The organism is Caenimonas aquaedulcis, assembly GCF_015831345.1.
Lineage (GTDB): Bacteria > Pseudomonadota > Gammaproteobacteria > Burkholderiales > Burkholderiaceae_C > Ramlibacter > Ramlibacter aquaedulcis.
Genome location: NZ_JADWYS010000001.1, coordinates 306,372 through 317,473, shown reverse-complemented (window position 1 = coordinate 317,473; position 11,102 = coordinate 306,372). Strand labels below are relative to the sequence as shown.

At 68.4% G+C, this 11,102-nt stretch carries 11 protein-coding genes; 6 read left to right on the top strand and 5 right to left on the bottom strand.

What is annotated here, in order from left to right:
* The first annotated feature begins 72 nt into the window (after window positions 1-72).
* The 4 genes from I5803_RS01390 (at window position 73) to I5803_RS01375 (ending at window position 6,644) form a co-directional block, all read left to right on the top strand.
* On the top strand, window positions 73-2,070 hold the full coding sequence (locus tag I5803_RS01390) for a hybrid sensor histidine kinase/response regulator (RefSeq protein ID WP_196984636.1): 1,998 nt from the start codon (window positions 73-75) through the stop codon (window positions 2,068-2,070).
* A 661-nt stretch (window positions 2,071-2,731) separates the two neighbouring features.
* Window positions 2,732-4,105 (top strand): LLM class flavin-dependent oxidoreductase, encoded by a 1,374-nt coding sequence (locus I5803_RS01385; RefSeq protein WP_196984635.1) that lies wholly within the window; start codon window positions 2,732-2,734, stop codon window positions 4,103-4,105.
* Entirely contained in the window at window positions 4,102-5,313 is a 1,212-nt protein-coding gene (locus I5803_RS01380) for an MFS transporter (protein ID WP_196984634.1), read from the top strand. The genes I5803_RS01385 and I5803_RS01380 overlap by 4 nt, the downstream gene beginning before the upstream one ends.
* A 68-nt stretch (window positions 5,314-5,381) precedes the next feature.
* Window positions 5,382-6,644, top strand: coding sequence for a phospholipase D-like domain-containing protein (locus I5803_RS01375; protein WP_196984633.1), 1,263 nt, complete (start codon window positions 5,382-5,384; stop codon window positions 6,642-6,644).
* An 8-nt stretch (window positions 6,645-6,652) separates the two neighbouring features.
* Here the strand turns inward: I5803_RS01375 and I5803_RS01370 are convergent, their stop codons facing one another.
* Window positions 6,653-7,222: a cytochrome b gene (locus tag I5803_RS01370; RefSeq protein WP_354001609.1), complete on the bottom strand. Its 570-nt coding sequence runs from the start codon at window positions 7,220-7,222 to the stop codon at window positions 6,653-6,655.
* An 89-nt stretch (window positions 7,223-7,311) separates the two neighbouring features.
* Between I5803_RS01370 and I5803_RS01365 the strand changes: the two genes are divergently transcribed.
* A complete protein-coding gene (locus I5803_RS01365; protein ID WP_231402317.1) occupies window positions 7,312-7,743 on the top strand; it encodes a DoxX family protein in 432 nt (143 codons plus the stop codon).
* Here the strand turns inward: I5803_RS01365 and I5803_RS01360 are convergent.
* Genes I5803_RS01360 through I5803_RS01345 form a run of 4 tightly spaced genes read right to left on the bottom strand, consistent with a single transcriptional unit; the run spans window position 7,700 to window position 10,072 of the window.
* Window positions 7,700-8,110: a GFA family protein gene (locus tag I5803_RS01360; protein ID WP_196984632.1), complete on the bottom strand. Its 411-nt coding sequence runs from the start codon at window positions 8,108-8,110 to the stop codon at window positions 7,700-7,702. The genes I5803_RS01365 and I5803_RS01360 overlap by 44 nt on opposite strands.
* Window positions 8,107-8,583 (bottom strand): SRPBCC family protein, encoded by a 477-nt coding sequence (locus I5803_RS01355; protein WP_196984631.1) that lies wholly within the window; start codon window positions 8,581-8,583, stop codon window positions 8,107-8,109. Before I5803_RS01355 ends, I5803_RS01360 begins: the two co-directional genes overlap by 4 nt.
* Window positions 8,580-8,909 carry an ArsR/SmtB family transcription factor gene (locus I5803_RS01350; protein ID WP_196984630.1) on the bottom strand — a complete coding sequence of 110 codons (330 nt, stop codon included), beginning with the start codon at window positions 8,907-8,909 and terminating at the stop codon, window positions 8,580-8,582. Before I5803_RS01350 ends, I5803_RS01355 begins: the two co-directional genes overlap by 4 nt.
* Before the next feature lie 56 nt (window positions 8,910-8,965).
* The gene (locus tag I5803_RS01345) at window positions 8,966-10,072 is read right to left on the bottom strand and encodes an S-(hydroxymethyl)glutathione dehydrogenase/class III alcohol dehydrogenase (RefSeq protein WP_196984629.1); all 1,107 of its coding nucleotides are present in this window, start codon (window positions 10,070-10,072) and stop codon (window positions 8,966-8,968) included.
* Between the two features lie 135 nt (window positions 10,073-10,207).
* Between I5803_RS01345 and I5803_RS01340 the strand changes: the two genes are divergently transcribed.
* On the top strand, window positions 10,208-11,098 hold the full coding sequence (locus tag I5803_RS01340; protein ID WP_196984628.1) for a peptidoglycan-binding domain-containing protein: 891 nt from the start codon (window positions 10,208-10,210) through the stop codon (window positions 11,096-11,098).
* The last annotated feature ends 4 nt before the right edge of the window (window positions 11,099-11,102 follow it).

The following is an 11,102-nucleotide window of genomic DNA, read 5'->3' as shown; positions in this document are numbered from 1 at the left end:
CACACCGTGCAGTGGCAGTCCGCTACGCTTGAGCCGCCGCGGCCGCCTTCGCCAACCTACAAGAACAATCGCGTGAACAGCAACGACATCCATCGCCTTATCAAGTCCGTTCCCGGCTCCTTCCTGGTCCTGCGCGCGGACCCGCAATTCACCATTGCCGCGGCCAGCGACGACTACCTGCGCCTCGCGCGCTGCGACGAGTCGATCTTTGGCAAGGCCCTGTTCGACGTGTTCACCGACGACCCGGCCAATCCCGATGCGACAGGGGTGAAGAACCTGCGTGCGTCGCTGCAGCGCGTGATCGACAACAAGGCGAGGGATGCCCTGCCCATGCAGCGCTACGACATTCCGGAAGCGGGCGGCCAGCGCTTCGAGGAGCGCTACTGGACCCCGGTGAATTCACCGGTGCTCTCCGAGACGGGGGAAGTCGAGTACATCGTCCACCGCGTGGCCGATGCGCAGTCGATGGCGCCGGACATGTCCTTCTACTTCCGCGATCTCGAGGAGCAGAAGAAACTGCAGGAGGAGCGCCAGCGCCTGGAGCTCGAGTCCGAACGGCTGCGCCGCATCTACGAGGCCGCGCTCGACAGCACCCCGGACTTCGTCTACGTATTCAACCTCGACCACAGCTTCCTCTACGCCAACGTGGCCCTGCGCACGATGTTCGGCGAGCCGGAGACGCGCGGCAAGAAGTGGCTGGAGCTCGGGTACGAGCAGTGGCATGCGGACATGCACGACCGCGAGATCGACCAGGTGATCGCGACCAGGATGCCGATCCGCGGCGAAGTTCCCTTCACCGGCACCAACGGCCGCCGCATCTACGACTACATCTTCGCGCCGGTGATCGGCGCCGACGGCGAGGTGGTGGCCGTCGCCGGCACCACGCGCGACGTGACCGACCGCAAGCAGGCCGAACAGGCGATCGCCGAGCACGCGAAGCAGCTCGCGGAGTCGGACCGCGCGAAAGACGAATTCCTCGCGACGCTCTCGCACGAGCTGCGCAACCCGCTCGCGCCGCTGCGCAATTCGATCGCGCTCCTGAAGCTCGCCGGCGGGACCGGCGACGCGCGCACGGCCGGCATCCACGCCATGATGGAGCGCCAGGTCAACCACCTGGTGCGGCTCGTGGACGACCTGCTGGAGGTCTCCCGCATCAGCCGCGGCACCCTCACGCTCCGCAAGGAGCGCGTGGAACTCGCGCAGATCGTCCGCAACGCGATCGAGACGAGCGACCCGCTGATGCAAGCCGCCGGGCACTCGGTGACGGTGGAACTGCCCTCGAAAGCGATCTGGCTCCACGGCGACCCGGTGCGGCTCACGCAGATCATCGACAACCTCCTGAACAATGCCGCCAAGTACACGCAGGAGGGCGGCCGCATCGCGGTGCGCGCGGGCGCCGAGGGCGGCAGCGCCGTCGTCCGCGTGAGCGACAACGGCCCGGGCATCAGCGCCGAAGCGATGCCGCGCCTCTTCGAGATGTTCAGCCGCGGCGACCGCGACGCGAGCCGCGACCCCAGCCGCGGCCAGGGCGGCCTGGGCATCGGCCTCGCCCTGTCGCGGCGCCTCGCGCAGATGCACGACGGCACGCTGGAGGCGCGCAGCGCCGGGCTCGGCCAGGGCAGCGAATTCATCCTGCGGCTGCCGCTGGCGGAGCAACCGGCCGACGAAGCCCCGGGCGCCGCGCCGGCGGGCGAAGCGCTCGGCAAGACGCGCGTGCTGGTGGTCGACGACAACCACGACGCGGGCGACAGCCTCGGGCAGATCCTGGAGCTGCTCGGTGCGGACGTGCGCGTGGCGCGCGACGGCCCGCAAGCGCTCGAAGCCTTCGCCGATTACCACCCGTCCGTCGTCCTGCTCGACATCGGCATGCCGGGGATGGACGGCTATGAGGTCGCCCGCGCGATCCGCGAGCGGCATCCCCACGACGCGGCGACGCTCGTCGCGCTCACCGGCTGGGGGCAGGACGAAGACAGGAAGCGCGCGCGCGACGCGGGCTTCGATCACCACATCGTGAAGCCGGCGGAAATCGACGCGCTGCAGAGGCTGCTGTCTTCCATCGAGACGGGGTAAGTTGGTTCCTTCGTCGATCGCTGAGTCTTGTGGCTCGCGCTGGGTCGCGTCAGGCGGTATGCGGCAGGGGCTCATACTGTGGCGGTTTTTGCTCTGCAAAAACTCCGCTGCTTTCGCTGCTCCGGCGGCGGCACCGCAAAAACTCGCTTCGCTGCGCTCTCGCTCAAACACTTGCGGTGAGTCAGTTCACAAGGCGCGCAAGCGCGCTCCGCCGCCGGAACAGCGAAAGCAGCCGCCACAGAAATCGCCCCTGCCGCATACCGCCTGACGCGACCCGGGGAGTGCCGCGCCTGCGGGTTTGAACATCCGAGTGCCACTCTCCGGGTCGCGGCAGGCGGTGCCCGGTGGGGGCGATTTCTGCGGCGCCTGGGATTTGCGGGCTGGGGGCGGGCGCGCTTGCGCGCTTCGTGAACTAGCTGGCCGCAAGTGTTTGAGCGAGAGCGCAGCGAAGCGAGTTTTTGCGGCCCCGCCCCCAGCCCGGAAATCCCAGGGAAGTTTTGCGAAGCAAAACCGCCGCAGTATGAGCCCCCACCGGGCACCGCCTGACGCGGCCCTGCGCGCGCCACCCAGCGCACGACGGATGCGCGACGCACGCGGAAGCTCCCCTCGACACCACCGACCGCAACCCCGATACTCCTGTGCACTTCGACTCGGGCCATCCATGCCGCGCCAGCTCCACATCAACGCATTCGACATGGCCTGCGTCGGCCACATCCAGCAGGGACTCTGGACGCATCCGCGCGACCAGTCCACGCGCTACGCCGACATCCACTACTGGACGGAGTACGCGAAGCGGCTGGAGAAGGGGCTCTTCGACGGCATCTTCTTCGCCGACGTCGTCGGCGTGTACGACGTGATGGGCGCAAGCCCCGACGCGGCGGTGCGCCACGCCGTGCAGGTGCCGGTGAACGACCCGATGATGCTGATCCCCGCGATGGCGGCCGCGACCACGCACCTCGGCTTCGGCGTGACGGCCAACCTGACCTACGAGCAGCCCTTCCTTTTCGCGCGCCGCATGTCCACCCTGGACCACCTGACGCAGGGCCGCATCGGCTGGAACATCGTCACCGGCTACCTCGACAGCGCCGCGCGCGCAGCGGGCCTGTCCGGGCAGATGGCGCACGACGACCGCTACGACCTCGCGGACGAATACATGCAGCTCGTCTACCGCCTGTGGGAAGGCAGCTGGGACGATGGCGCCGTGCTGCGGGACAAGGCGAGCGGCGTGTACGCGGACCCTTCGCGTGTGCGCGTGATCCATCACCACGGCAAGCAATACAAGGTCGATGCGATGCACCTGAGCGAACCCTCGCCGCAGCGCACGCCGGTGCTCTACCAGGCCGGCGCCTCGGCGCGCGGGACGCGCTTCGCGGCGACGCATGCGGAATGCGTGTTCCTCAACGGGCAGGCGCAGCCCGCCGTGCGCAAGATCGTGGACGGCATCCGCGCCCAGGCCGTGGAGCAGGGGCGAGATGCGCGCGACGTGAAGATGTTCCTCGGCGCCACGATCGTCACGGGCCGCACCGAGGCCGAGGCCAGGGACAAGTTCGAGGACTACAGGCGCTACGCCAGCTCCGAGGCGGCGCTGGTGCACGCCGCGGCGTCGATGGGCATCGACTTCTCGAAGTACGACCTGGACGAGCCGGTCGAGACGGGCAAGAGCCAGGCCATCGTCTCCAACGTGGAGGCGATGACGCGCAGCGCGGGGCCGCAATGGACGCGGCGCAAGCTGCTGGAGCAGATGGTGCTGGGCAGCCGCCAGGCGCCCTGGGTCGGGTCCGCCGACCGGATCGCGGACATGCTGGTCGAATGGAGCGAGGCCGCCGACGTCGACGGCTTCAACCTGTCGCGCACCGTGGTGCCCGAATGCTTCGACGATTTCATCGAGCTCGTCGTGCCGCGGCTGCAGGCGCGCGGCGCATACAAGACGCGCTACACGCAAGGGACGCTGCGCGGCAAGCTCTTCGGGCACGACCGCCTGCCCGCCACGCACGCCGCGGCGCCCGCGCGCGGCGCCGGTCCCGCCGCTTCATGACCGCGCGCCGCGCCAAGCGGACGTCGCTCGCCATCCTCGTGGCCTGCGAAGTGCTGGCGATGACGGTGTGGTTCTCCTCGGCCTCGGTCGTCGCGACCGTGCAGCGCACGCAGGACGTGAGCGCACAGCAGGTCGCGCTGCTCACGAGCGCGATCCAGGCGGGATTCGTGCTCGGCACCCTGCTCAGCGCCCTGCTCTCGCTGGCGGACCGCTTCGATCCGCGGCGGCTCTTCATGGGATCGGCGCTCGTCGCCGCCGCTGCCACCGCATGCCTGGCGTTCCTGCCGCCCACCGGGCTGGCCGTGTACGCCCTGCGGGTGCTCACCGGCATGTGCATGGCGGGCGTGTACCCGGTGGGCATGCGCCTGGCCGCGACATGGGCGGATGGCGATCTCGGGCTCCTGATCGGGCTGCTCGTCGGCGCCCTCACCTTCGGCTCGGCGAGCCCGCACCTGCTCGCGGCCCTGGGCGGCGCCGACTGGCGCATGGTGTACGGCGTGGCGGCCGCATGCTCCGCGCTCGCGGGCCTCGGCATCCTCGCGTGCAGTGTCGGCCCGAACATCAAGCGCGCCGCCGCCATCGACCTGCGCAAGTTCACGCAGGCCTGGCGCAAGCCCGCGGTGCGCCTGGCCAACCTCGGCTACTTCGGCCACATGTGGGAGCTCTATGCGATGTGGGCGTGGCTGGCCGTGTTCCTGCAGGCGAGCTTCGCGGCGAGTGGCGTCGCGCAGCCCGCGCACGACGCCAGCCTGCTCACCTTCGCCACGATCGCCGCCGGCGCGCTCGGCGCCTGGGGCGGCGGCATGCTGGCCGACCGCGTCGGCCGCACGGCGGTGACGATAGGCGCGATGGCGATGAGCGCCGCATGCGCGCTCGCGATGGGCTGGCTGCTGGGCGCATCGCCCTGGATCGTCGGCACGGTGGCGGTGGTGTGGGGCGTGACCGTGATCGCCGACTCGGCCCAGTTCTCCGCGAGCATCGCAGAGTTGAGCGAGCCCGACTCCGTGGGCACGCTGCTCACGGTGCAGACCTGCGCGGGCTTCCTCCTCACGCTGGTAAGCATCCACCTGGTGCCGCACGTGGTCGCGGCCGCGGGATGGCAAGGCGCCTTCACGATGCTGGCCGCCGGCCCCTTGCTCGGGTGCGTCGCGATGTGGCGATTGCGCGCGCGTCCTGAAGCGGCACGGCTCGCGGGCGGCCGGCGGTAGGGGCAGCTCATCCACAGTCGCGGCGCTCGCTGACACGCCGCTGGCTCTGCTTGAGCCACACTGCGCCGATGAGTGAATCCCCCTGGGTCTGGCTGCCGCTTCTCGTCATCGTCGTCCTGGTGCTGTTCATCTGGTCGCTCAAACGCGTGCGCGCGCCCATCCTCAAGATCGAATGCGACTACCCGATCGACGAGCTCACCGGATCGCTCGCCGGGTTGACGCTCGGCACCCCGATTTCCGGCAACTCGTGGGAGCTGTTCGAGAACGGCGCGTTCTTCGATGCGCTGATCGAAGGCATCCGCTCCGCGAAATACTCCGTGCACTTCGAGACCTTCCTCTGGAAGGAAGGCGCGCTCGGCTCGCGCGTGGCCGACGCCCTGTCCGCGCAGGCGCGCACCGGCAAGCAGGTTCGCGTGATGCTCGATGCGACGGGGTCCAAGGCCATCGGCAAGAACGTCGTCGAGGAGATGCGCAAGGCGGGCTGCAAGGTGAAGTTCTTCCACAAGCGCGGCCTGCGCAACCTGGGCGTGCTCAACGACCGCGACCACCGCAAGCAGGTCATCATCGACGGCCGCGAAGCGTACGTGGGCGGCCACTGCATCGTGGACGACTGGCTGGGCGACGCCGAGGACCACAAGCACTTCTCGGACGTGAGCCTGCGCCTGCGCGGGCCGATCGTGCACAGCATCCAGGGCTGCTTCAGCGAGAACTGGGGCGGTGAGACGGGTGAACTGTTCGTGGGCGAGGACGTCTTCCCGAAGCTCGAGCCCACCGGCGACGCCGAGATCCACGCCGTCTTCCTCAAGCCGCAGGGCTCGACGCCCGCGGTGAAGATCCTGCATCACACCGCCATCTGCCTCGCGCGCAAGAAGATCTGGATCCAGAACCCGTACTTCATCCCGGAGCCGGAAGCGATCGACGCCTTCGGCGACGCCGTGAGGCGCGGCTGCGACGTGCGCGTGCTGATGCCCTCCACGCAGGGCTCCGACAACCCGATGGTGCAGCACGCGGGCCACCGCAACTTCGAAAAGCTGCTGGAGAACGGGGTGCGGCTCTTCGAGTATCCGCACACCCTGCTGCACCAGAAGATCATGACGATCGACGGCGTGTGGAGCGCCATCGGCTCGTCGAACTTCGACGACCGCTCCTTCGAGACCAACGACGAGATCACCCTCGCGGTGAAGGACGCGGAACTTGCCAAGCGGCTGGACGCGATCTTCGAGAAGTATGTGGCGCGCGCCACGGAGATCGAGCTCGAGAAATGGCGCCACCGCGGCGCGTGGCACAAGCTCAAGGACAACGCGGTCTACGTGATCAACGAGTTTTTGTAGGGAAAGCTTCAGCGGAACCACATGCGGTGGAACACGCGATCCTTGTCGACCAGCAGGTGCTTGAGGCCGCCCAGTGCGTGAAGTACCACGAGGCCCACCAGGATCCACACCGTGAATGAGTGGATGTTGAAAAACAGCTTGGCGGTCGCGCGCGTGGGCGTCACCCAGGCGGGGAGCGCCACGCCGAAGAAGGCCAGCCCGGCGCGCGAGTACATGGAGCCGAGGATCCCCGTGATGGGCATGACGAGCATGCACACGTAGAGCAAACCTTCCGTCCACCGCGAGGCTGCCACCTGCCAGCGCGGCGTGCCGGCGGGCAGCGGCTCGGGCCTGTGCCCCAGCCGCCACAGCACGCGCAGCAGGACGAGCGCGAACACGATGAGCCCGAAGGACTTGTGCAGGTCGATGTACCACTCGCCGCCCGGCTCGTGTTCCACCGTCATCATGTACCAGCCCAGGCACAGCATGAAGACGATCAGCAGCGCCAGCGCCCAGTGCAGCACGATGGCGGGCATGCCGTAGCGCCATTCGGCCGCGCTGGCGGCGGCGGGTTTCTGGGGGGCGTAGGACTTGGACACGGTCGGCTCCGTTCGGGTGTGGCTCCACCATGAAGTATGGCCGCATCGCGCAGCCCCGCGTGTCGGTCTTGGGCGCGACAATAGACGCCATGCACCCCGCCCTCTCCGTTCGCATGGAGACCCGCCCCGCCACCGCGGCGCTGGTGTTCGTGTTCCTGTGGTTCCTTCTCGGCGGCATCGCGCACTTCGCCTTCACCGAGGCGGAGATGCGTATCGTGCCGCCGTGGCTGCCGGAACCGCGCCTCGTGGTGTGGGTGAGCGGCGTGTTCGAGCTGCTGGGTGCGCTCGGATTGTTGTGGAAACCCACACGGCGCTGGGCAGCCTGGGGCCTGTTGGCATTGACGCTCGCGGTGACGCCGGCGAATGTCTACATGCTGCAGCACCCGGAGCTCTTCCCTGCCGTGCCGCACTGGGCCCTGGTGCTGCGCCTGCCCCTGCAGGTGGTGTTGCTCGCGCTGATTGCGTGGGTGGCCGTCCTCAGCCCGGCATCTTCTCGAACGCCGGCACGGCGGGGTCGATGAAATCCCATGGCAATGCGCGCATGCGATAGGTGACGGCCTGCGGCGCGAAGCGAGCCGGGTCGTCCAGGCTTGCGGCATGCACGGTGAAGATCTGCGGCATGGCCGCGAAGCGCAGGTAGACGGGCGAGCCGCACGCCGGGCAGAACCCGCGCGTCTTCACGTTGCCGCTGTCGCCGACCATGTCCCACTGCGTGGCCTTGCCCGTGAGCTTCACGCCTTCCGAGGCGAACGTGAGGTAGGACCCGTGGCCGGTGCCGCTCTTGCGCTGGCAGTCGCGGCACTGGCAGTGATTCATGAACACGGGCTCGCCCGGGATCTCGTAGCGGATCGCACCGCAGGCGCATCCGCCGGTGTAGGCGGCGCTCATGACTTGTTCCCGGCGCCGCCGTCGACGAAGTTGCGCAGGTTGGGCACGACCTTGCGCCAGCCTTCGCTCATGTTGCGGAACGCGGTGTCGTTGACGGGCGTCTCGAAGCCCGAATGGACGAGCGTGAGGCGCGTGCCTTGCGGCACTTTCGCCAGCGTGAAGGTAACGACGGTGTCCAGCCGCGAGCCGTAGCCCTGGTTGGCCTCGTCGCCGCCGCGCCATGCATACACGAAGCGCTCGTGCGGCACGACTTCCAGCACTTCGCAGTGGATGGTGCCGTCCCACGCGCCGGCCGGCTTCGTCTGGTAGGTGAAGCGCGTCCCGGGCACGGGCGCGAAGCCCTTGGGCGCCATCAGCCAGCGCGCCATCAGATCGCCGGTGGTGAGCACCTTCCAGAGGGTTTCCGGCGCGTGCGGAAACACTTCGTCCACCACGATGTCTTGCGTGGCCGGCTTCAATGCGGAATCGTTCATGGGTCGATCTCTTTCAGGAGGGTTCGGAGGTTGGCGAAGCGCTTGCGCCAGAACACGCCGTAGTGGCCCATCCAGTCGGCCAGCGGCGCGAGGCCTTTGGGGTCGGCGCGATAGAACACGTTGCGGCCCTGTGCGCGGTCCACGACGAGGCCCGCGCGCTTGAGCGTGCCCAGGTGCTGCGAAATCGCGGATTGCGAGACGCCGCTGCCCTCTGTCAGCTCGGCGACGCTGATCTCGTGGGCATGCGCGATGCGTTCGAAGACGGCCCGGCGGGTCGGGTCCGCCAGGGTGCGCATGACGGTGTCGAGGGCCTCGGTTTGCAGCATGGTCTCATATTAGCCCGTGCTAATTGATAAGTCAAGGCTAACGTGTCGACGCGACCCTAGAACACCACCACCGACCGGATCGACTCCCCCGATTTCATCAGCTCGAAGCCCTTGTTGATGTCCTCGAGCGGGAGGGTGTGCGTGATCAGGTCGTCGATGTTCAGCTTGCCTTCCATGTACCAGTCGACGATCTTCGGGACGTCGGTGCGGCCGCGCGCGCCGCCGAAGGCCGAGCCCTTCCACTGCCGGCCCGTCACGAGCTGGAACGGGCGCGTGCTGATCTCCGCGCCCGCCGGCGCCACGCCGATGATGATGCTCTGGCCCCAGCCCTTGTGGCAGCACTCCAGCGCCTGCCGCATCGTGGTGGTGTTGCCGATGCATTCGAAGCTGTAGTCCGCGCCGCCATCGGTGAGCTGCACGATCGCGTCGACCACGTTCGGGTGGTCCTTCGGGTTGATGAAGTGCGTCATGCCGAACTTGCGCGCCATCGCCTCGCGCGCCGGGTTCAGGTCGACGCCGATGATCTTGTCCGCGCCGACCATCTTCGCGCCCTGGATGACGTTCAGGCCGATGCCGCCGAGGCCGAACACCACGACGTTCGCGCCCGCCTCCACCTTGGCGGTGAAGATCACGGCGCCCACGCCGGTGGTGACGCCGCAGCCGATGTAGCAGACCTTGTCGAAGGGCGCGTCGCTGCGGATCTTCGCCACCGCGATCTCCGGCGCGACGATGTAGTTGCTGAAGGTGGACGTCCCCATGTAGTGCAGCACGGGCTTGCCGTCGAGGGAGAAGCGCGAGGTGCCGTCGGGCATCAGGCCCCTGCCCTGCGTGCCGCGAATGAGCTGGCACAGGTTCGTCTTGCGCGAGAGGCAGAACTTGCACTGCCTGCACTCGGGCGTGTAGAGCGGGATGACGTGGTCGCCCTTCTTCAGGGACGTGACACCGGCGCCGACGTCGACGACGACACCCGCGCCTTCATGGCCCAGTACGGCGGGAAAGAGCCCTTCCGGGTCCGCGCCCGACAAGGTGAAGTAGTCGGTGTGACAGATGCCGGTGGCTTTGATTTCGATGAGCACTTCACCGGCGCGCGGGCCGTCGAGGTCGAGGGTTTCGATGGTGAGAGGTTGGTTGGCCTGCCAGGCCACGGCTGCGCGGGTTTTCATGGGGGCAGTCTATCGCGGCCGCGGCGCGACGCTTCATCCTCCATTCGGAGGAGGCGGCGAGCCCCACAGCCTTGTGCGCGTGGCGCGCCGCGGCGAAGATTGCCGGCGGGACACCACAAGCGGTAGGGGGTTGTCATGACCACACTGGAAGCCATCGCCGGAGGCGCGCCGGCGCTTCCCCTGGCGATGATCGGCGGCGACGAGGCGCTGGCGCGCCAGGTGCAGAAGCGGCTGGCCGCGATCGGCCTGCTGGACCCGCCGGACGACGGCGCATTCGGCCCCGTGTCGCAATGGGCGCTGCAGGAGTTCGTGCGCTATACGGGCGTTGCGCAAGACCGGCTCGACGCTTCGGTCGCCGAGGCGCTGCTGGACGACGACGCGCACGGCATGCTGCCGCTGCATCCCGGGGCGAACCTCGCCGGCCGCGTGGTCCGGGCGCTGCAGGCAAAAGGCTGGTGGATCTGCCGGCACCCCGACGCGGTGAACATCGTGTACGTCGAGGGCATGAACCTCGACGGGCGCGACAACGCGAACACGCCGAACCAGTTCAACGACGCGCGGCTGCTGCTGCGCATCTCCGTCTCGGGCGAGCCGCAACTCGCAGGGGCGTGGCAGGCCACCACCGAGCCGGGCCGGTTCTACACCGAATCCCCGTTGAGCCCCCTGGGCGCGGCGCGCATCGCGTTCGGCCAGTACAAGGCGTGGTCGGTCGGCATGCACGGCAAGAGCGACCGGCACCAGGCCCTGGTGCAGACCGCGAACATCACCGTCTGCCGCGACAAAAACCGCGACTTCATGCGCGACGGCGACGTGCGCGACACGGGCGTGTTCGCCGTGAACCAGCACTGGGGCTACGACATGAAGCAGAGCGACATCGGCAACGCGAGCGCCGGCTGCCTGGTGGGACGCCTGCGCGCGGGGCATCGCGAGTTCATGGCGCTGTGCAAGGCCGACCCGCGCTTCGTCGCCAACAACGGCTACCGTTTCATGGCCGCCGTCTTGCCGGTGGCCGACGTGCCCGACTGAAACA

Bases quoted from the DNA above. Each gene is read 5' to 3' on its own strand.
- I5803_RS01365 (WP_231402317.1), top strand. From the start codon at position 7,312: ATGCACCCCGCCCTCTCCGTTCGCATGGAGACCCGCCCCGCCACCGCG.
- I5803_RS01340 (WP_196984628.1), top strand. From the start codon at position 10,208: ATGACCACACTGGAAGCCATCGCCGGAGGCGCGCCGGCGCTTCCCCTG.
- I5803_RS01380 (WP_196984634.1), top strand. From the start codon at position 4,102: ATGACCGCGCGCCGCGCCAAGCGGACGTCGCTCGCCATCCTCGTGGCC.
- I5803_RS01355 (WP_196984631.1), bottom strand. From the start codon at position 8,583: ATGAACGATTCCGCATTGAAGCCGGCCACGCAAGACATCGTGGTGGAC.
- I5803_RS01345 (WP_196984629.1), bottom strand. From the start codon at position 10,072: ATGAAAACCCGCGCAGCCGTGGCCTGGCAGGCCAACCAACCTCTCACC.
- I5803_RS01350 (WP_196984630.1), bottom strand. From the start codon at position 8,909: ATGCTGCAAACCGAGGCCCTCGACACCGTCATGCGCACCCTGGCGGAC.
- I5803_RS01375 (WP_196984633.1), top strand. From the start codon at position 5,382: ATGAGTGAATCCCCCTGGGTCTGGCTGCCGCTTCTCGTCATCGTCGTC.
- I5803_RS01360 (WP_196984632.1), bottom strand. From the start codon at position 8,110: ATGAGCGCCGCCTACACCGGCGGATGCGCCTGCGGTGCGATCCGCTAC.
- I5803_RS01385 (WP_196984635.1), top strand. From the start codon at position 2,732: ATGCCGCGCCAGCTCCACATCAACGCATTCGACATGGCCTGCGTCGGC.